The 19,670-nt window shown below is 70.4% G+C and carries 17 protein-coding genes and 1 pseudogene; 12 read left to right on the forward strand and 6 right to left on the reverse strand.

The genetic code is table 11. The features are described 5' to 3' along the window. The first annotated feature begins 701 nt into the window (after positions 1-701). Complete coding sequence (locus tag J2S55_RS41425) at positions 702-2,024, forward strand: aspartyl protease family protein (RefSeq protein WP_306872590.1); 1,323 nt, start codon at positions 702-704, stop codon at positions 2,022-2,024. Positions 2,025-2,272: 248 nt separating this feature from the next. Continuing rightward, positions 2,273-2,587 carry a hypothetical protein gene (locus J2S55_RS41430; RefSeq protein ID WP_306872593.1) on the forward strand — a complete coding sequence of 105 codons (315 nt, stop codon included), beginning with the start codon at positions 2,273-2,275 and terminating at the stop codon, positions 2,585-2,587. 854 nt (positions 2,588-3,441) lie between these two features. Here J2S55_RS41430 and vanY-N read toward each other — a convergent pair. Beyond that, entirely contained in the window at positions 3,442-4,098 is a 657-nt protein-coding gene (gene vanY-N / locus J2S55_RS41435; protein WP_306872595.1) for a D,D-peptidase/D,D-carboxypeptidase VanY-N, read from the reverse strand. A 190-nt stretch (positions 4,099-4,288) separates the two neighbouring features. Between vanY-N and J2S55_RS41440 the strand changes: the two genes are divergently transcribed. The 3 genes from J2S55_RS41440 to J2S55_RS41450 are packed head-to-tail and all read left to right on the forward strand — an operon-like array spanning position 4,289 to position 6,953. Next, a complete protein-coding gene (locus J2S55_RS41440; RefSeq protein WP_177244948.1) occupies positions 4,289-4,963 on the forward strand; it encodes a response regulator in 675 nt (224 codons plus the stop codon). An 8-nt stretch (positions 4,964-4,971) separates the two neighbouring features. After that, positions 4,972-6,447, forward strand: coding sequence for an ATP-binding protein (locus tag J2S55_RS41445; protein WP_306872600.1), 1,476 nt, complete (start codon positions 4,972-4,974; stop codon positions 6,445-6,447). After that, positions 6,444-6,953 (forward strand): GerMN domain-containing protein, encoded by a 510-nt coding sequence (locus J2S55_RS41450; protein ID WP_306872602.1) that lies wholly within the window; start codon positions 6,444-6,446, stop codon positions 6,951-6,953. The genes J2S55_RS41445 and J2S55_RS41450 overlap by 4 nt, the downstream gene beginning before the upstream one ends. 83 nt (positions 6,954-7,036) lie before the next feature. On the opposite strand, the gene J2S55_RS41455 is transcribed toward J2S55_RS41450, so the two are convergent. After that, positions 7,037-8,068, reverse strand: coding sequence for a hypothetical protein (locus J2S55_RS41455; RefSeq protein WP_306872605.1), 1,032 nt, complete (start codon positions 8,066-8,068; stop codon positions 7,037-7,039). Between the two features lie 519 nt (positions 8,069-8,587). On the opposite strand from J2S55_RS41455, the gene J2S55_RS41460 reads away from it, so the two are divergent. The 6 genes and pseudogenes from J2S55_RS41460 to J2S55_RS48690 all read left to right on the forward strand — a co-directional run bounded on the left by J2S55_RS41460 (position 8,588) and on the right by J2S55_RS48690 (position 14,765). Next, entirely contained in the window at positions 8,588-12,169 is a 3,582-nt protein-coding gene (locus J2S55_RS41460; protein ID WP_306875833.1) for an outer membrane protein assembly factor BamB family protein, read from the forward strand. Between the two features lie 2 nt (positions 12,170-12,171). Beyond that, positions 12,172-13,449 carry a hypothetical protein gene (locus J2S55_RS41465; protein WP_306872608.1) on the forward strand — a complete coding sequence of 426 codons (1,278 nt, stop codon included), beginning with the start codon at positions 12,172-12,174 and terminating at the stop codon, positions 13,447-13,449. Positions 13,450-13,526: 77 nt separating this feature from the next. Next, the gene (locus tag J2S55_RS41470) at positions 13,527-13,814 is read left to right on the forward strand and encodes an ArsR/SmtB family transcription factor (RefSeq protein WP_306872609.1); all 288 of its coding nucleotides are present in this window, start codon (positions 13,527-13,529) and stop codon (positions 13,812-13,814) included. Continuing rightward, positions 13,811-14,197 (forward strand): VOC family protein, encoded by a 387-nt coding sequence (locus J2S55_RS41475; protein ID WP_306872612.1) that lies wholly within the window; start codon positions 13,811-13,813, stop codon positions 14,195-14,197. The genes J2S55_RS41470 and J2S55_RS41475 overlap by 4 nt, the downstream gene beginning before the upstream one ends. Before the next feature lie 65 nt (positions 14,198-14,262). Continuing rightward, positions 14,263-14,514: pseudogene (locus J2S55_RS48685) on the forward strand (transposase); the annotation flags it as partial. Between the two features lie 155 nt (positions 14,515-14,669). Next, positions 14,670-14,765: a zinc ribbon domain-containing protein gene (locus tag J2S55_RS48690; protein ID WP_442480495.1), complete on the forward strand. Its 96-nt coding sequence runs from the start codon at positions 14,670-14,672 to the stop codon at positions 14,763-14,765. 20 nt (positions 14,766-14,785) lie between these two features. Here the strand turns inward: J2S55_RS48690 and J2S55_RS41485 are convergent, their stop codons facing one another. The 4 genes from J2S55_RS41485 to J2S55_RS41500 form a co-directional block, all read right to left on the reverse strand. After that, the gene (locus J2S55_RS41485; protein WP_306872616.1) at positions 14,786-15,361 is read right to left on the reverse strand and encodes a hypothetical protein; all 576 of its coding nucleotides are present in this window, start codon (positions 15,359-15,361) and stop codon (positions 14,786-14,788) included. 108 nt (positions 15,362-15,469) lie between these two features. Beyond that, entirely contained in the window at positions 15,470-15,928 is a 459-nt protein-coding gene (locus tag J2S55_RS41490) for a hypothetical protein (protein ID WP_306872620.1), read from the reverse strand. A gap of 316 nt (positions 15,929-16,244) precedes the next feature. Beyond that, positions 16,245-16,802: an NADPH-dependent FMN reductase gene (locus J2S55_RS41495; RefSeq protein ID WP_306872622.1), complete on the reverse strand. Its 558-nt coding sequence runs from the start codon at positions 16,800-16,802 to the stop codon at positions 16,245-16,247. Further along, on the reverse strand, positions 16,799-18,418 hold the full coding sequence (locus J2S55_RS41500) for an alcohol dehydrogenase catalytic domain-containing protein (RefSeq protein ID WP_306872623.1): 1,620 nt from the start codon (positions 18,416-18,418) through the stop codon (positions 16,799-16,801). The genes J2S55_RS41495 and J2S55_RS41500 overlap by 4 nt, the downstream gene beginning before the upstream one ends. 89 nt (positions 18,419-18,507) lie before the next feature. On the opposite strand from J2S55_RS41500, the gene J2S55_RS41505 reads away from it, so the two are divergent. Further along, complete coding sequence (locus J2S55_RS41505) at positions 18,508-19,506, forward strand: AraC family transcriptional regulator (protein ID WP_306872626.1); 999 nt, start codon at positions 18,508-18,510, stop codon at positions 19,504-19,506. The last annotated feature ends 164 nt before the right edge of the window (positions 19,507-19,670 follow it).

A 19,670-nucleotide genomic window follows, 5' to 3' on the forward strand; every position in this document is an offset into this window, starting at 1 on the left:
CGAGGAGGATCAGCCTCCGAGTGACGACCGGAAGACGGCGGAGGAGCACCGCGGGGTGGATCGGCGCAGGCGTCCGCGCGTTCGTATGACGGTCGCCTGACGGACGCGAGCGGGAGCACCCCCGAAGGGGCAGCCGCGTCCGGTTCTCCCGTTCATTTCCCGAAGACCAAGAACGGCCTGGAAGCAGCCCGTAGAGGCGGCAGGGGCGGCGGCCGGCGTCCGGTGGTCGACGACGACGAACGCGCCGCGATCCTCGACCGCCAACTCCCCCGCCCGGGAAAGCCTTCCGGACGGCACAGGGCACAGTGCGGTAATCCTGTGCGGCCTCAGCTTCGCCGGGACCGGCGTCGAAGCCGGCGCACGGACTTCCATACGGACCACGATCGGTGCCGAATGCGCGCGTTGTCTGCCGCATGTCTCGCTCTGTCGACGGCTGCCACCGTCGGTTGCGGCCGTGACACGACCATGACATGACACGGACGAGGCGGGGACACCGCTGGCCGACAGTGGACGGAGTCGGCCGGCGAGCGGATTACGGAGCGCGCTGCGGAGCGATCCGGCCGCCCGCACCGGGACGACGCTGTACCCCCGGCACCACGGCGTCGCCCTCATCGAGCAGGGCCAGACGGACCGGCCGGAGGTGTTGTGCCCGTCCGTCGGACAGAAAGTCACGGCGAAGGTGATCACGAAAAGGAGAAGGCGTGGCTGATGACAGGCAATGGGACCGGCGTTCGCTGCTGCGGGGCGCCGCCGTGCTGGCCGGTGCCACCGCGGCCGCGCCGCTGTTGGGCGGCGCGGCCACCGCGCTGGCCGGCAGCGGTGACGCGGACGCGCTGTTCAAGGCCGGCAAGTTCGAGGAGGCCGGCCGCGCGTACGAGGAGCTCCTCAAAAAGGACCCCAAGAACCTGCACGCGGCCCGCCTGCGCGGCTATGTCGGGCTGCTGGCCAACCGGTTCGCCGACGCCGAGAAATACCTCAAGATGGCCCTCGCCCTGGCGCCCGGCGACAAGGACGCCAACTACTTCCTGGCCGACTGCTACATCCGGCAGGACAAATTCGGCCTGTCCGCACCCCACTGGAGAGCGGCCGGCGAGGACAGCTACGCCAAGTGGTTCGCCGCAGTCCGCGGCCAGGCGTATCAGGTCCACGGCGAGACCGCGCGGGTGCCATGGAAGCAGATGGACCCGCTGCCGCTGGTCGAGGCCTCGGTCAACGGCGGACCGACGAAGCGCTTCACGTTCTACACCGGCGCCCCGAATCTGAGCATGCGCGCGTCGGTGGCCAAGGAGGCCGGGCTGAGCCCCGTCGCCAGTCAGAAGACCGAGTACGAGAACGGCGTCATATGGGCGTACTGGGGGATACTGGACTCCTTCAAGCTGGGCGGCATCGAACTGCGCAACGTCCCGGTGAGCTGGTCGTCGACGGAGTCGGGCGAAGATGTCGACACCGACAGCGACGGCCTGATCGGCACGTGGGTCTTCTACCACTTGCTGACCACCTTCGACTACGCGGGCCGGCAGCTGATCCTGCGCCGCCGGACCCCCGAAACGGCCAGGAAGGCACGCGCCGCCGCCACACGGGCGGGCGCCGAGTCGCTGCCGCTGTGGCTGGCCCGTGAGCAATACCTGCACAGCACGGGCAGCTTCGCCGGCGTCGCCGGCTCCCGCACAGGGGTGGTGGGTGTGAACTTCGGCGGAGTCGGCGAGATCGCCGCGGGCATGCGCGGGGACACGGCCAAGCGGTTGGGGATCCGCACCGACTACGACCGCCAGATCGGGACCTTCGCCCAGAGCCACCCGGCCGTCGTCTACCCCTGCTACCCGAAGGAGATCCGCCTCGGCAACGCCGTCGCCAAGGAGGTCTACTGCTACACGAACCCCAACCAGCCGGTCAACGTGCCCTGGCCCTATGGGACAGGGTTCGACACGATGGGCTGGTTCTCCCACTGCTTCTGGAAGCCCTACAACATCACCGTCGACTTCACCGGCATGAACCTCTACATCGCCCGCGGCGAGGCCGCCTGATCACCGCGACTGCGCGGGCGTGACGGGAGCCACCTGGAACTGCCGGCTCCCACCGTTGCGGGGTAAGGGCGGAGCAGGCGCCCTTACCCGTCGCCCGGTGCCCTACTGCATCGCCCATTCCGGCTTCGTCGCCGGACGGCACCTACCGGCCGGCGCCTCCAGCGCTCTGGAGTCCAGCCGGAAGAACTGCTCGAGCTCGGCCACCGACACCTCAGCCCGGAACCGGCGACAACGGGCCACTTGCTCAGATGATCGGGTCGGCGGCCGGGACCGGCCGCCGGGGCCGCGTGCCCGGTCGGCCGGCCACCGGGCACGCGGCGGAGTACGGCTCCGCCGCGGCGGCCATCGACGCCCCCGGGCACGGTGACCGGCCCCGTTCCGCCGTCGATGAGCAGGCCCGCGCCGACCTCCGCCAGGCGATGGAGGCCGGCGAGCCGGTCGACGAGATCGTCGCCGCCTTCATCGTTCCGCCGGTCGAAAGAGCGGCCCCGGAATGGCGGACCACCCTGGACGCCCTCCTTTCGCTGCCCAAGATCGGCGGCCCGGCGGGTAGGAGGGGATGACCACCATCGGCATACGGCTGGCGGTGGTCGAGCCGCGCATCTCGGCCGCCGTTTCTCCGGCGGGGGTTTCGTATCCGACACCCTGTCCGAGGCGGCCCGGCAGGTCACCATTCCGCTGCAGTTCCTGCTGCAGCGGGACGACGAAGGGGCGGAACGGCAGCCGACCCTGAACCTGTTCGACGCCTCCGGCACCAGGGAGAAGACGCTGCACGCCAATCTGGGCGGGCACGCCGGTGTCCCGTGGTTCGAGGTGGACGACGCGGCCCGGTTCTTCACCCGGCACCTGAAGTGAGGCCGGGCCGTCAGGCCAGCAGCGGACGGTAGGCGGTGTCGGCCAGGATGCCGCTCGTCGAGGACAGGTCCCGGCCCTCCTCGATGGCGGTGGCCAGCAGATGCACACCGCCCCGATCGCGGCGGTACCGGCCGCCGGCATGTGCGTCTTGTCATTGTGGTCCGGCCGCTTTCTGGACCTGAGGGATCCGCGTGCCCATCGTCGGGCTCTGGAAGCTGCCTTCACAATGACTGCTCCAGGTGGTGACGCATTGGAGTGAACCCGGCGGCCTGGTAGAAAGCCGACGCCTCCTGGTTGAAATCCCATACCTCCGTGAGCAGGCGGGAACATCAGCCGGGCGCGTGTGGTTCTCGGGCGCCCGCGCCGAGTTCCCCGGAGCCGGAGGTGAGCAGGCAGACGGACACGCGAGCGGGCATCCGGGGAAGGCCGGTCCCGACCAGCGGCGTCGCGAGCTGCTCCACGGAACCGCGCACGGACTCGGCCGGCCGCTGCTGAAGACGGACGACCGTCGCGGTGGCGTATGCGATTGTCGATACGCCACCGCCGCGCCGGACCCCTGGCATCAAGGAACTGGCGCAAGCCGGCAGTGAGAGGGTCCTGCCGCTGCGATCGCGACAGCCTGACTGCTGCAGGTGCTGGACGACTCGTCCAGCCGCTCCCCGTTCTCGACGACGTAGCCCACGCCGGGGTGGGGCCGTCGTCGTGGTGGCGTGCCGCCGCTGTCCGGGCAGTGCTCGAAGTGCCACCACTCGTTGTCGTAGAGGCGGTAGAGGTCGTAGCGGGCGCCGTGTTCCTCCAGCCAGCGCGCGCCTTCGTGGGGGCGCACGTCCAGTGCGATGCCCTTGACATGGCTGGATTCCGCCGGTGGTAGCACGAGCATTCGCGCCAAGGCCGGGGAGCCGGAGCGACGCACCTCCTCGTCGAACATCCGCTGCTGGACAAGGGGGTCGCGGTATCCCGAGGTGAGGCCGATGAGCTGGCCGTGACGCCAGAGCGCCTCGGTGCGCGCCGCGGTGAACGCCGCCATGGCGCCGTCGGTGAGGCCGGTGAGGTCCTCGGCGGGGAATCGCGTCCGTAACGCCCAGCGGCAGGCCAGTTCGCGGGCGCGGCCGGGATGGCGGGCGAGCGCCGCGGGCAGCAGGAGCACGGCGAGCACCAGCGTGGCCGCGGCGTACAGCCGGTCTCGGAGCCGAGGTGGGAGGGTGTGTGTTCCGTTCATGGCGACTACGATTGGCGCCGAATGTGTGTGCTCTGTCCGCCGTATGTCACCGTTTCTCGACGGCGGCGATCGTCGGCGCGATCGTGACACAACCATGACATGACGCTGACGAGGCGGGGACACGGCCGGCCGACAGTGGATGGGGTTGACCGGCGGGCGAGGTACGGAGCGTGCTGTGAAACTCGGCGGCGTGTCGCGAGTGTTGTTGATCGAGGATGACCCGGCCGTGCGGGAGGGCCTTGAGCTGGCCTTGACCCGGCACGGGTACCGGGTGCGCGCGGTGGAGTCCGGCGAGCAGGGGCTGGACCGGCTGCGCGCCGACCTTCCCGACGTCGTCGTGCTCGATCTGATGTTGCCCGGCATGGACGGGTTCGAGGTCTGCCGCCGCATCCGGGCCGCCAGGGAGGTACCGATCATCATGCTGACCGCGCGCGGCGACGACATCGACGTGGTGGCCGGGTTGGAGGCGGGCGCCGACGACTACGTGGTCAAGCCGGTGCGGCCCAGGGTGCTCGAGGCACGCATCCGCGCGGTGCTCCGGCGGGTCGGCCGGGACCAGGCGGAGCTGGAGCGGCACGGGGACCTGACCATCGATCGGGCCGGGCTGGTGGTCGCCAGCCGCGGCGTGCCGGTCGGCCTCACCCCGACCGAGCTACGCCTGCTGCTCGAGCTCTCCGGCACGCCGGGCCGGGTGCACAGCCGCCAGCAGCTGCTGGAGTCGGTGTGGGAGCACGGGTACTTCGGTGACTCGCGGCTCGTGGACGCGTGCGTGCAGCGGTTGCGCGCGAAGATCGAGGACGACTCGGCGGCGCCCGTCTACGTGCAGACGGTGCGCGGGTTCGGGTACCGGTTCGGGCCGGTGTGAAGCGGCCGGTGACACCTCTGCCGAGCCTGGGGCTGCGTGCCCGGCTGTTGTCCGCGTTCGCGCTGCTGTGTGTGGTCACCGCGACGGCGGTGGCCGGCGTGATCTACGTCGAGGCCCGCAACGCCATCCTGGGGCGCGCCCAGGATGCCGCGGTGCAGACGATGAGAAGCCGCCTGCAGGCGCTCTACCCGTTGCAGAATCCGGCGCCGGACGCGGGTGAGCTCGGCGAGATCGCCCGCACCGTGGCCGACGGCAACAACGACGCGGTCGCCGTCTACCACGAGAGGCGCTCGCCGGCCGGCCCCCGCCGGCCGTGCCTGCCTTTCGGCGGGCCATGCCGGCAGGGCCTGGATCCCGGGATGATCCCCAAGGAGCTGCGGCGGGAGGTGGCCGGCGGCAACGTCGCGTGGCAGCGCGTGGTGTGGCAGGACGGGCCCCACCTGATCATCGGCACGCCGTTGCTGATCGTCGAGGGGGACCGGCCGACGCGGGCGTCCGGCATCGAGGTCTACATCACGCACAGCCTGGCTCCCGAACAGCGCAGCATCGACCGGCTGGCCATATTCGCCTGGCTCATCGGCGGGGCGGCCCTGGCGTTCGCGGTCGTCCTGGCGTTGCTGGCCGCCCATGGCGTGCTGGGCCCGGTGCGCGAGCTCGGCCGGGCGGCCCGCCTGCTGGGCCAGGGCGAGCTGCGCACCAGGATCGCGGTCCGCGGCTCCGATGAGCTGGCCGACGTGGCACACACCTTCAACACCACCGCCGCGGAGCTGGAACGGCACGTCAAGCAGCTGCGCGAGATGGAGGCCGACGCCCGCCGGTTCGTGGCCGACGTGTCGCACGAGCTGCGCACCCCGCTGGCCGCGCTCACCGCGGTCGCCGACGTCCTGGAGGAGGAGGCGGCCGAGCTGCCCGAGCCCGCCGGCCGGGCCGCCAGGCTGGTCAGCCAGGAGACGCTCAACCTCACCGCTCTGGTGAACGACCTCATCGAGATCAGCAGGTTCGACTCCGGCGTCGCGGCCCTCGCGCTGAACGATGTCGACGTGGCCGAGCTGGTGCGCGCGACCCTGCGTACGCGGGGCTGGTCGCAGCAGGTGCACACCGAGCTTCCAGCCGCGGTGACGGCACGGCTGGACCCGCGCCGGGTGGACGTCATCCTCGCGAACCTGGTCGGCAACGCCCTGCGGCACGGCGAGCCACCGGTGTCGGTACGGCTGTCGGCCGACCCGCACCGGATCGCTCTGGAGGTCCGCGACCACGGGCCGGGGCTGGACGGAGCGGTACTGCCGCACGTGTTCGACCGGTTCTACAAGGCCAGCGCGGCCAGGGCCAGGTCCGAGGGCAGCGGCCTGGGCCTGGCCATCGCGCGGGAGAACGCGCGCCTGCACCGAGGCGACCTCACCGTCACCAACGCCCCGGACGGCGGCGCCGTCTTCGCGCTGCGCCTGCCACGCCGGGCACACGATCCGGACGGAGGCCCCGAGTGAGGACCGGGATCGCCCGCCGCGTGCTCGCCGCGGGCCTCGTATCGCTCGTCGCCGTGGCCGGCTGCGGTGTGCAACCCAGCGACGCCATCCCCGCCGGAGACCCGCCGAGCGGAGCAGTCGCACTGACCGTCGCACCGACCGTCGCACCAGCCATGAAGATCACCATCTACCTGGTGAAGAACGGCCGGCTCAGCGCGGTAACGCGGCCCGGTGGTCGACCACTGTTCCGAGCGGACACGCTCGCGCTGCTGGCGGCCGGGCCCACCGCGAGGGAGCAGGCACACGGCTTCACCACCGAGGTCCCGCCCGGAGCCGGCCCGTTCTCGGTAACCGTCAAGCCGACCGGCCACCTGGTGGTGACCCTGTCCACTGCGGCCGGCGAACTGTCCACACTGGCCGTCGAGCAGATCGTGTGCACGGCCGCCGCCGCGGTGCCGGAAAACTCTGCCCAGGTCACCATTGTCGGTGCTGGGCAGGACATCGGCCCCCGCAACTGCCCGGGGTAACGGTAGCGACCTGTCCGCTCGGGAGCGGGCGCCGGGGGCGATGGCACCCGGCGCCCTGCCCACTCTCGCCCCCCGCGGACCGGTCAGCGGAAGTCGGAGATGCGCAGCACCGCCAGCATGTCCGTCGCCCGGGAGCCGGTCGAGAAGGACGCCTCCGCGCCGACCCAGCCGCGGAAGGCTCCCGTGTCGTCGATGATCTGCATGAGCGGTTTGACGTGGGAGTTGCCGGTGTAGCAGAACTCACCGCGCTCCATCGCCAGGCAGGTGCACCAGTGCCACAGCGTGTCGCGGCGGTCGGACTTGGAGATCATCGTGAGGTAGTACTGGATGGAGCTGACGTTGGAGCGCGTTCCGCCGCCGTACTTGGGGCAGCCACCCGACTTCTGACACGCGCCGCGCGAGGACGGTTGCAGGTAGGTCAGGCACGAGGTGGTGGCGGCGCAGGCGTGGAAGGCGGAGTGGCCGAACGGCTGACTGCCGGACGTGACGAGCTTGCCGCCCGCCCAGCTCGTCAGGTCCTGCCTGAGTGAGCCGGGGAACGCCTTCACCGAGCTCATCGCGCGGCGGGTGCCGAGTGCGGCGTTGCTGCCGTAGCCGTACCCGTGCGTGGCCAGCGTGCTCTGCTTGAGGTCCAGGCGGGCCAGCCTGCCGTCAGGCGAGGGCCGCACGTACCACTGCTCCGTCCACGTCTGGGCGATCTTCCAGCGGATGGTGAGCACGCCGCCCGCCACGGTGTACGTCCCGGTGCGGCTCTCGTCGGGGGCGGCGGTGAAGCCTCCGGCGGTGAGCACCTCGCAGGCGCGGGGCCGCGACGCGGCACCGCCCGCCTTGGTGGTGCAGCTCGGGTCGGGGACGGTGCCGGTGCGCTGTCTGGCCTTGGGATGACGCTGCCACCACAGGTAGAGGGCGGCGCTCACCGTGCCGTCGGCGGCGAAGCGGTAGCTGCCCAGGCGTACCCAGTTCTGCCGGGAGGCGGCCTTCAGATGACCCTGTGAGACGACATAGGTGCTCTTGCCGCCCGGCAGCGGCGAGGCGGAAACCGCGGCGATGGCCGGCCGGGCGGGCAGGACGGTGAGGGCGAGCAGGAAGGAGAGGATTGCCGCTGCGGTACGCATGAGGAGACTCCGGAAGGCTTGCGGGCTTAGCCGATCGTCAACAAGCCACCGTATTCGGCCCGGACCGGATATGTCTGCGAAACCGCGGCCATGACTCGCCCGGATCGCCGGACCGTCCCCTCCCGTCCGGAAGGTCTCGGGACCTGGCCGGATGCGCCTGCTCCCAAGCGCTCCCAAGCGCTCCGCGCGGTCTCGACGATTTCGTAGCCGCCGGGTTCCGCGTGCGTACGGGTACAAAAGGGCGTCGAAGTGCTGTCAGGGACGTAAGTGAATTCATGGTGCGAAGGGGATGAACATCCCCGGTAAAGCTCGAGCCCGGCCGATCAACTTGTCTAGCTTTGTGCCATGTCACACACAAGGCATCATTTACCCCGGGCCATGCGTGCCGTCGGCGTGTTCGCCGTGGCGCTGGCCGTAACGCTTGGCATCTGCGCTGGTCCCGCGTCCGCTCATCTGACCCGTGGCCATGCCGAGCTGGTCGTCGGCACGGCGGCCGGACTAACAAGCGGTCGCTTGGTTGTGCACAAGGACGTCGTCTCCCCCGAGCGCGCCGGAGCCTGGGCGAGGGCCCTTCTGGGAGGTGGATGCCCGGTCAGCGCTCAAGGGGTGTCCGGCGACGCCGGCGGCATCCCCGGCGGTGTGGTCGTCGAGCTCGCGTGGTCGTGCACGGTGGACAGCCTGGACCTGGGCGGGCTGCTGCGCGCAGGCGGGCTGTCGGAGATCGTCACGGAGTTCGACGGTGTCACCTCGAACGCGACGAACGCCCTCCCCGTCGTCGACGCCACCGGTTCGCACGCGCCCGCCTCCCCGTGGCCGACGCCGTACCTCGTGGCGATGCTTCTCGGCCTGGTACTGGCCGCCACCGGATTGATGTGGCTGCGTCGCCGTAAGGGATGGTTGGGCGTCGTGGCGGCCGCGGCCGCGCTGGCGATGCTCGCGCCGAGCGCCGCGCTGGCCGCCGTGGACGATCCGGGGAGCGCCACCGAGGCGGACCCCGCACCCAGCCAGACCACGCAACCGAGCGCCTCTCCGACGAGTGCCTCTCCGGACATGGCCGCCCCCACCGGCACGCTTGCGCTCACCACCGCCGGCCCGAAGGCCGGCGAGCCGGTCACCTTCCGCTACACCACCGACAGACCGAACGCGCTCAACTGGGTGGGCCTTTACGGCACCGCCGACAAGCCCGGCTCCACCGCGTCGAAGACCTGGGTGCGGGCACCCCTCGCCTCGGGAACCGTCACGCTGGACACCGGTGCCCTCGGCGAGGGGTCCTGGACCGCGCACTTCCTGGCCGACGACGGCTACGATCCGCTGAGCGCCCCGGTCACGTTCACCCTGGCGGGCGCCGGCTCGGACCTCGTGACCGTCGAAGGCACGGTATTCGCCGACCAGGACGGCGACGGCGTCCGGGACACCGGGGAAAAGGGCCTGCCCGGCGTGTCCGTCACCGACGGCGCGGTCTGGGCGACCACCACGGCCGATGGCGGCTACACGCTGGCCGTCGACCGCAGGCGCAGGGAGACCGACCTGATCAGCGTCATCTCGCCGAACGGCTACACGCCGGTCCTGCGCGACGACTCCGTGCCGGCTTTCTTCCGCGAGGTACCGGGTGGACAGGGCCCCCTCAAGGGACTCGACTTCGCGCTGGTTCCCGACGCCAACGCCGCCGACCCGACGGAGAAGTGGCTGATGGTCTCCGACGTCGAGGTGGGCAACCGCACCGACGCGGAGGCGAAGAGCGCGCTGCCGCGCTGGCAGGGCCAGGTCGAGGCGATGTCCGAGGTGCACGGCGCCACGCTGACCATGACCACGGGCGACCTGACCGTGACCGACTACGCGGCCGAGCCTCGCCGCCAGGGCGGCTACGACATCCTGCGCGAGGGCCTGCGCAAGGGCTCACTCGGTCATCCGTACTATCCGGTCATCGGCAACCACGACGTCGGCGGCACCGCGACCTCCACCGGCTACGGCGGCAGCCTGGAGTACTGGCGCAGGAACATGGGCCCCGAGTGGTACAGCTTCGACCGCAACGGACGACACGTCGTGGTCCTGGAGGACAACTACGACTCCAGAGGTCTGGCCCCGCAGCTGGAATGGCTACGCGAGGACCTGCGCAGGCACGCGACCGGCAAGCAGGTGCTGGTCTTCGCGCACCGCTCGCTGTTCACCAAGTGGGGTCCCGGCGCCGGCATGCAACCGACCGTCGACGAACTGGCCAAGCACGACGTGCGGATGTTCGCCGCCGGCCACAACCAGCAGGCCGAATATCGGCGCGGCGCGTTCGCCAGATCGGTCGAGGTCAACAACATGGGCGTCTACGGCATCGACTCCGCCAGACCCGACTACAAGATCCTCGACTTCAGCGGCATCACCGACGACCCCGACACCAAGCACAACGAGGACATCGGCTACATCACCGGCACGCACCGCCAGTTCGAGATCGACGACGACGTCGCGCTGGTCAGCCCGGCCCAGGGCAGCGTGCACGGCGCCAAGAGCGGCGTCCCGGTCGAGCTGTACGCCGAGGACGACGGCCGCACCCCCGCCACCGCCACGCTGACCATCCGCGCCGGCAACGGCAGGGTGATCCGCCGGGACCGCGACCTGGAGTTCGGCCGCGCGACCGAGCCCACCGGCCGGGTCAACTGCTACACACCCCCAGGCGGTACGGCCGAGCCGTGCCCCCAGGCGCATGTCTCCTGGACCAGGGTCAGCACCCGCATCACCGGCCTGCGCCCGGGCACCTACACCGCGGAGATGGCCGCGGTCGACACCGCGGGCAAGGCCTGGCCGGCGGCCAAGACCACCTTCGAGGTAATCGCCGACTCCCGCCTCAACCGGCCCGGCCTGGGCCAGGACTGGACCCGGCAGGGCGGCGACGAGGAGTCCCGCTCATCAGCCAAGGACGACCCGGGCGCCAGGCTCGACCTGCGCTGGGCGGCCAACACCGGCGAGCAGTTCCACCTCAACGGCGCGGCCGTGTCGGACGGCAAGGTGATCGTCGCCTCGCAGGCGTTCGACTCGCCGTACAGCATGATGCTCGCCTACGACGCGCTGACCGGCGCGGAGCTGTGGCGCACCTACCTGGACGGCGACGCCGAGTCCTTCCCGACCGTGCACGACGGCAAGGTGTATCTCACCACGGGCGTCGGACGCGTCTACGCCCTCGACACGGACACCGGCAAGGTGGTGTGGGAGACGATCGACGACGAGCACACCACGGGGACGACCGTGCGCCGCTACGGCCGAGCAGGCGGACCGGTGAGCGTCTTCGACCTGCCCGGCCGCACCGTGGCGGTCTACCAGGCGTGGGACACCGTCCTCTGTCGCGACGCGAAGACCGGCACCCGTCTGCCGGGCGGGTTCAGCGCGCCCGCCGGCTGGGGCGAGTTCCACAGCGTCGCCGTACGGCGGCCCGGTGCCACCACCGCCTACCTGCACTCGGGGTCCAGCCAGACGCTGATCGCGATGGACCTGACCACCTGCGCACAGCAGGCCTCGGTGAACACCGGGGGCGACCTCTTCACCCAGTCCTCGCCCGCCTTCACCGACACGCAGCTCGTGACCGCGACCACCTCCGGCGTCCGCGGTCACGACCCGCAGGCGGGCGCCAAGGTGCTGTGGCACGCCAAGCTCGGTACGGCGAGCGCCTGCGAACCCGGGCCGCCGCCGGCGACCAGCCCGGCGACCCGGGGCGCGATGGCATACGTGGCGAGCATCGACGGAGTGGTCAGAGCCTACGACACGGCCTCGGCCGACCCCGCCAAGCCGGTCTGGGAGACGCCCTTGGGTTATCTGCCCGGCGAGAGCCCGATGGATGACAAGTGGCGGGTCGCCGCCGGGTGCGCGGCGGCCGGCCCCGGGTCCCCGGCGATGCACGCGCTGGCGACCGAGACCGTGGTCTACGCCACAACCTGGGACGGGCGTGTGGTGGCGCTGGACCGGGCGACCGGCCGCAAACTGGCCGACCACAACCTGGGCGCGGGCGTGGCGTCGGCGCTGTCGGTGAGCGGCGACCTGCTGTTCGCGCTCACCGACGACGGTTCGATCCACGCGTTCGCGGCCACGAAGGTCCGCGGCCACGGCGGTTCCGGTCAGTGACCGTGGTTCTGACACGGGTTCTGGTCCGCCTGCTCGCGACCGCGAGCCTGGCGACGCTGATCCTGCTGGGAGCGGCGGGCCCGGGGTGGGCGCACCCCTTCGGCCCGCCGCTCGCGGCGAAGGTCACCGCTCGCGGCAACACGGTCGAGGTGACCTGGTCGGCGGCCTCCGACGACCTGGCGAGGCTCGACAAGATCGCCACGGATCGGGGCGAGCGGGTCGGCGACTACCTCGGCGAGCACATCGAGGTCGCGCAGGACGGAACGGCATGCGCGCTGGAGGCGGTGCGGGTCGAGGCTCTCGCCGCCTCGGGCGCGGTCCTGCGCTTCCGGTGCCGGACCGAGGTCCGCGCCGTCACGCTCAAGATCACCGCACTGATCGAGGCCGACCGGGCATACCGGACGGTGTCCACGACGCCGGGTGGCGGGGGCGCGCTGCACACCGCGACGGCCCCCGCGCACGTACTGCGCCTCGACGGTGAGGTGAACGCACCCGGTCCGCCGATCGCGTCCGCCGAACTGTGGACGGCCGAGCTGTTCTCGCTGCTGGACAACGACGTCGTGCCGCCCCTTGCGTTGCTGGTCGCACTGATGGCGGGAGCGGTGCACGCCTGCGCGCCGGGACACGGCAAGACGTTGACGGCCGGATATCTGGTCGGCGGCAACGGCCGGGCTCGTGACGCGGTCCTGCTGGGCGCGGTGGTGGCGGTCATGCACACCGTGTCGGTGGCCGTGCTGGCCGTCGGCTGGTGGCTGGCCGTGGACAGTGCGCCCTCGCTGGGGACCGTGACGAGGTGGCTGCAGCTCGCGGCCTCGCTCGTCGTTCTCGGAATCGGCGTGGGACTCCTTCTGCGGCACTTGCGCAACCGCCGCCGAGAGCACGGCCACGGTCATGGCCATGGGCACGGTCATGGCCATGGGCACGGTCATGGGCACGGGGACGCCGCCTCGTTGCTGACGTGGCGGGGCATCGTGGCGATGGGTGCGTCGGGCGGGCTGCTTCCCTCGCCCTCGGCCTTCCTGCTGCTGCTCACCGGCCTGCTCACCGGTAGGGCCGCGTTCGCCCTCGCCATGGTGGCGGCGTTCGGCGTGGGAATGGCGGGCACCCTCGCCGGGATCGGCGTCGCCGTACTGCGAGGCAGGAACGCGCTGGCGAACGCGACGAGATCGCCGCGGCTGCGGGAGTGGAGCCGGCGCCTGCCACTGATCGCGGCGACCCTGGTGGTCGCAGGTGGTTTCATCGCCTCCGTACTGGCGGCCGTCGCCGTGGCGACCTTGTGAGGGCTCAGCCTGTGTGCCGGCGAGGACGCAGCATCTCCACATTGACAGGCAAGTGACGGCTTGCCTATCCTCGGCGCATGGGCGATGTCTTCAAGGCCCTCGCCGACCCCACTCGGCGGACCATCCTCGACGAGCTGACCGAGCGCGACGGCCAGACCCTGTTCGAGATCTGCGTCCGCCTGACGGGTCGACATCAGCTGAGCCTGACCCGGCAGGCCGTATCCCAACATCTGGCGGTGCTGGAGGAGGCCGGGTTGATCACCACACGCAAGCAGGGGCGATACAAGTTCCACCACCTCGACACCACTCCCCTGGCCGCCATCTTCGAGCGGTGGCCGATCACCAGAAAAGGACAGGCACCATGAAGATCTACGTCACCAGCGTGTTCGTGGACGACCAGCAGAAAGCCCTCGACTTCTACACCGAGATGCTCGGCTTCACCAAGAAGCACGACATCCCAGTGGGCGGGGCCCGGTGGCTGACGGTCGTCTCACCAGAAGACCCCGAGGGCACGGAACTGCTGCTGGAGCCGGACGGGCACCCCGCAGTCGGACCGTACAAGAAGGCGCTGGTCGCCGATGGCATTCCGGCCACCTCATTCCAGGTCACAGACGTGCAGGCGGAGTACGAGCGGCTGCGCGGGCTGGGGGTGACGTTCACACAGGAGCCGATGGAGGCAGGACCGGTGACCACGGCGGTCTTCGACGACACCTGCGGAAACCTGATCCAGATCGTGACCCCGGCCTAGTAGTGCTTTGTTAGGTCAGCGTGTTGTGGCTGGTCGGGTCGGTTGTGTGGTGGTTCGATGCGGGCGTGACCCCCACACAGCTCGCGCGCATCCGGCAACGACTCGAGACGTTCGCCACCGAGGCGTTTACCCCCTTGGCCCGCACCGACCAGCGGGCCAAGGGCATCACCTACCGGCTGGCCGCCGCCCAGCGGGCTCTTGCCCGTAAGAAACCCGGGTCCACCCGGCGACGCAAGGCCGTGGCTCGCCTCGCCGCGCTGCACGCCACGGTGCGCCGCCAGCGGCTCGACGGCGCGCACAAGGCCGCGCTCGCCCTGGTCCGCGCCTACGAGGTGATCGTGCACGAGGACCTTCAGGTCGCGAGCATGACCAGGCGGGCCGCGCCGAGGCCGGATGGTGCGGGCGGCTATCTGCTCAACGGCGGGTCGGCCAAGTCCGGGCTGAACCGGTCGATTGTGGATGCGGGTTGGGGGTGTTCCTGCGGGTTCTCGCGGACAAGGCTGAAAGCGCCGGTCGCGAACTGATCGCAGTCAATCCCGCCAACACCTCCCGCACGTGCGCCCAATGATGGTGCGGCGATCTCGGTGGTCATGGGGTGCATTGGGCACACAGTGCGCCCCGTTTCGCTGAGGTAACCGGAGAGTAGGTGGACTCGCCCGCGTCGGCCCAGGTCGGGGGACTCTGGTCGCAAAGAAGATGGAAGGGTTTTCCGGGGGCACAGTTGGCGGGGGTGTTGTTGCCGCTGATGTCGAAATCCGCGCACGTGAGGAACAGGTGATTGAACTTGTCGAGCAGGAAGGCCAGAACCCCCGTGACGATCGTGACGCCGACGGCTCTCAGGCGGTGCGGCACAGGGAGCTGGGCGTAGTCCGGCAGGAGAAGCCTCGACAGCAGCCATGTGAACGCCGGGGCGCCCGCCATGGTGAACACGACCTCAAAGTAATGAAAGAAGGGAAAACCCTGGCCTCTCCGCGTCACAATGGCCAGGACGACCCAGACCGAGGGCAGTGACAAGGCGATCCACCCGCCCCAGGGCACCGCGCCTCTGCTGCGCAGCAGCACACCCGAGAGCAGCACGGCCGTACCCGCCGCCCAGAGCGCCAGCACGCTGTCGAAGAAGACGGCGTTGAAGGCGCCCAGCGTGAACGCGGGCCACCAGACCACGAGTGTTCCCGCCGCCGATGCGGCCGCGATGGCCCGCAGGTCGGGATGGATCTCGGCAGGCTGCGCCTCCCCTTTGGACTCGGCTCGGAGGACGTTCCAATGGACGGCTCAGGCCAGGGCCGAGATCTCGATCCGGGTGTGGTCGGTGGGAGCCACCAGGCAGGAAAGCACGACGTTCCCCTGCTCCAGGCGTTCCCCCATGGACGAGGTGAGCCGGGCCGTGCGCTCGATCTCGTACGGGCTGCCGGCTTGAGGGGTCACGCGGAGCCGCAACAGCCAGATGTAGCGTCCGTTGAGCTTGTTGGACGTCTCCTCGGCCCCCAGGACCGCCGCGTTGCACGGCACCGCCGCCGCGCGCTCCTCCGGCGTGAAGGTCCGCAGCGCGGCGGATTCCAGGCTCGCGAACGAGATGGAGCCCATGGTGAGCATCCCCGCGCCCAGGAGGATGAACGTCGCGCTGACATACGCCCCGACCCGGGTGTGCGGCTTCCGCCTCAACACGAGGAACAGCACCACGGCCACGATCAATGCGATTACGGCGAGTGTCCCGAAGACGATCGATGCCATCGTTCTTCCTCACGCTGACAGGCGGGGCCTGGCGGGCCGGCCTTGTTCGTTCCGATGCCGGTAGTTGACCAGGTGTCACTTGCAAGGCGACTGCAGCCCGCATGATCGCGCTGACCGACCTCTCGGCCCTTGCTCTCGCTGGCTCGCTGAGCAGAACTGACAGTCTCCGCGCATACCTGATGACAGCTTCGTTGGCGACAGGCCATGTTCGGCGGATGCTGCGACACGAACCGTAACCCTGATTACTCGAGGGTTGACGAGCCTCGGAACGAAAAGTCCCGTTAGGCGACCGCTCACGTACTGTTTGATCTTCAGATCACACTCTGAGCGGTCGCAGCGCCGTGCTCCAAGAGACGACCTGGTCGAGCAGCTTGCTCAGCATGTCCTCCTGATGCGCGGCAGGCTTGAAGGTGGTGAAGTTCTCGAAGTCGGCGTGCATCAGCAGTTCCACGGCCACCTGGACGTCGGCCACCTTGACCTGGCCGAGCACCTGCCGCAGGTGCTCGGCCGCCCGCACACCGCCGCTGACGCCGTAGCCGACCACGCCTGCGGCCTTGTCGTGCCACTCGGCGAACAGGAAGTCGATGGCGGTCTTGAGCGCGCCGGTGGTCGAGTGGTTGTACTCGGGCGTCACGAAGACGAAGCCGTCGAAGTCGGCGATGGTGTCGGACCACCTCTTGGTGTGCGGGTGCTCATAGACCCCGGTGGCCGCGGCGAGCGGTTCGTCGAGGTGGGGCAGGTCGTAGTCCTTCAAGTCGATCAGCTCGTAGTGCGCGTCGCCGCGCCTGACCGCGTGGTCGTGGACCCAGCGGGCGACGGCCTCGCCATTGCGTCCCGGCCGCGTGCTGCCGACAATGATGCCAATCTTGATCACGGCTCCACCTTCACTATGACTTTTCCGCGGATAACACCGCGCTCGGCGGCCCGGTGCAGGTCCGCCAGGGACTCCAGCGGGCGAACGTCCGCTTCGACGTCCACCACGCCCTTGTCGATCAGCGCCACGAGCTCGGTCAGCTGGCCCGGGTCGTTGCGGGCCACGAACTGGACAGCGCGTGGATGCTCGATCGGCTGGGTGATCGAGACGAACTCCTTGGCCAGCTGCGTCACCGAGGCGGGCACGTCGGCCACCAGGTTGATCAGCACGTCGTTGCCGCCCGGCAGGGGAGCGGTGGTGTGGTCGACGACCTCGTCGGCGCCCAGCGCCCGCACGGCAGCGGTGCTGCGCGGGCTGGCGGTCGCCACCACGTGCGCGCCCGCATGCTTGGCCAGTTGCACGGCAAACAGCCCGACGCCGCCGCCGGCCCCGTTGATCAGCACCCGGCTGCCGCGGCCGATGCGGGCATGCTCGAAGACCGCTTGCCATGCGGTGAGCCCGGCCACCGGCACGGCAGCCGCGTCCGCCAGCGGGATCCGCTCCGGTGCCCTGGCCAGCACGCTCGCCTTCGCGACCGCGTACTCGGCCGCCGCCCCGTCGATGAGCCCGATCACCCGGTCGCCAGGGGCAAGGTCACCCGCCCCGGTGACCACGGTGCCCGCGACGTCCCAGCCGAGCGTGTGCGGCAGCGTGACGCCGAGCACGTCCTGCAGCAGGCCCATCCGTAGGCCGACCTCCGACGGGTTGAACGACGTCGCGGCCACCCTGATGAGTACCTCGCCCGGTCCGGGCTTCGGCACCGGCACCTCATCCAGCGAGATCACCGAGGCGTCGCCGTACTCGTGAATTCGGGCGGCCCGCATGGTGCCGAGAAAGTCCACGGCGTGCTCGCTCGCCCACGTCTCGAACGTGCTCGCGGGCGCTCCGGTGACCTCCTCCACGGTCCCGGTGGCCGGGCCGGGCTCGACCAGACTGCGCAGCATCCCGTCCACGGCCTCCGCCGGCCACCCCAGCCCGAGCAGCCGTTGCCTGGCCTCCTCCAGAGGCTCCTCCACCCAGCGGACCGGCCGGCCGATCGCTGCGCCGATCGCCCGCGCCTGCTCCCGCTGGGTCAGCGGCCGGGGTCCGGTCAGCGTGTAGACCGCGCCGTGATGCCCTTCGCCGAGCAGCGCGCGCACCGCGACGGCCGCGATGTCCCGCTCGTGGATGGGAGAAAAGGCCGCTTCGCCGTATGGTTGCCGCACGACGCCCGCGCGGACCTGCTCGGCCCACCGCAAGGTGTTGGCCGCGAACGCGTGCGGGCGCAGCACCGTCCACTCCCGGGCGGTCCCAGCGATCAGGCGCTCGATCTCGACCTCGTGCGGGCGCGCGGCGGCCGAGGACAGGTAGACCACCCGCCGCGCCCCGATCAGTTCCAGCACCTCGCGAGCGCCCTCGGCCGAGGCGAACGGCCACAGCAGGAACACCGCGTCGACACCGTCGAGAGCCGCCTCCAGCGCGACCGGGTCGGTCAGCTCCCTTGTCACCGTGCGGACGTCGGCGCCCGCGTCTTCAAGTTGGTTCACCAGCGGGCGGCCGATCGTGCCGGTCGCCCCGCTGACCAGGACTCTTGTCATGTCGTCAACCATAGGAGCGCTATGGAAGACAGCCAATGCGCTTCTGTCTGCGATTTATACGCGATCGTCTCCCACGTTAAACTGACGGCATGGACATGCTGAGCGACGTGATCGCCTCCATGCGCATGGGCGTGCCGCGCTCGGCGCGTGTCGAGTGGCCGGCGCCCTGGGGGCAGCGGTTCCCATCAGCGCCTGGTTCGGCAGGCTTCCAGGTGGTGCTGCAGGGCTCGTGCTGGGCGATCCCGCCGGAGGGCGAGCCGATCCCGATTGGGACGGGCGACGTGCTGTTCTTCCCCCACGGGCATGGCTACGCGCTGGCCGACTCACCCACCAGCCCCATCGCGGAGCCCGATTGTGACCCCTATGCCCACGCCGAGCTGTTCTCCTCGACCTCCATGGAGGGCACCGGGCCCGTCACCGTGATGCTCTGCGGCGGCTACCAGCTCGACTCCAACCGCGCGCATCCGCTGCTCAGAGGGCTGCCCGAGATGATCCACCTGCCCGCCAGGCTGGGGCACAACGCCGAGCTGCGCGCCGCCGTCGAGCAGCTCGGCAAGGAGATCGACGACCCGCGGCCAGGCGCGGACATGGTGGTGTCGGCGCTGCTGGACATGCTGCTGCTGTACATCCTGCGTGCCTGGTTCGACGTCTCGATGGAGCACTGCAAGGTTGACAGCTGGGCCGCCGCGCTGGCCGACCCGGCCATCAGCGCCGCGCTCGACGGCATCCACCGCGACCCTGCCCACCCGTGGACGGTCGAGTCGCTCGGCCGCCGTGCCGGGCTGTCCCGCGCGGCGTTCTCCCGCCGGTTCACCCAGTTCGTCGGGCAGCCACCGCTGACCTATCTGACCTGGTGGCGACTGGGCACGGCTGCGCGCATGCTGCACGACTCTGACACCGCGCTGAGCAAGATCGCCGCCGCGGTCGGCTACGGCTCGGAGTTCGCCTTCGCCAACGCCTTCAAGCGCGAGTACGGCATGGCCCCCGGCAAATACCGCCGCCTGGGCTGCCCGCCTTCGGGCCGAACGGCGGCAGGTACCGGTCCAACCCCTGGGTCTCGAAACCCGGAACCGCTGCTCACTTCGTAACGGCCCAGCGAGATACGGCCCAGTGAATCGCCCTGCCCCTGAAGCGGCGGTCTTCTCCCGAACCTGACCCCAGCCGCCAGCTAGTAGTGCTTTGTTAGGTGGTTAGGGCGGTCGCCGTCGGCAGGTGGGGCATCGGCCTGTCCAGGTGGCCAGCAGCGCCTGCA

The organism is Streptosporangium brasiliense, from assembly GCF_030811595.1.
Taxonomy (GTDB): Bacteria; Actinomycetota; Actinomycetes; order Streptosporangiales; family Streptosporangiaceae; genus Streptosporangium; species Streptosporangium brasiliense.

Bases quoted from the DNA above. Each gene is read 5' to 3' on its own strand.
- J2S55_RS41430 (WP_306872593.1), top strand. From the start codon at position 2,273: ATGATCGGGTCGGCGGCCGGGACCGGCCGCCGGGGCCGCGTGCCCGGT.
- vanY-N (WP_306872595.1), bottom strand. From the start codon at position 4,098: ATGAACGGAACACACACCCTCCCACCTCGGCTCCGAGACCGGCTGTAC.
- J2S55_RS41455 (WP_306872605.1), bottom strand. From the start codon at position 8,068: ATGCGTACCGCAGCGGCAATCCTCTCCTTCCTGCTCGCCCTCACCGTC.
- J2S55_RS41470 (WP_306872609.1), top strand. From the start codon at position 13,527: ATGGGCGATGTCTTCAAGGCCCTCGCCGACCCCACTCGGCGGACCATC.
- J2S55_RS41475 (WP_306872612.1), top strand. From the start codon at position 13,811: ATGAAGATCTACGTCACCAGCGTGTTCGTGGACGACCAGCAGAAAGCC.
- J2S55_RS41490 (WP_306872620.1), bottom strand. From the start codon at position 15,928: ATGGCATCGATCGTCTTCGGGACACTCGCCGTAATCGCATTGATCGTG.
- J2S55_RS41500 (WP_306872623.1), bottom strand. From the start codon at position 18,418: ATGACAAGAGTCCTGGTCAGCGGGGCGACCGGCACGATCGGCCGCCCG.
- J2S55_RS41505 (WP_306872626.1), top strand. From the start codon at position 18,508: ATGGACATGCTGAGCGACGTGATCGCCTCCATGCGCATGGGCGTGCCG.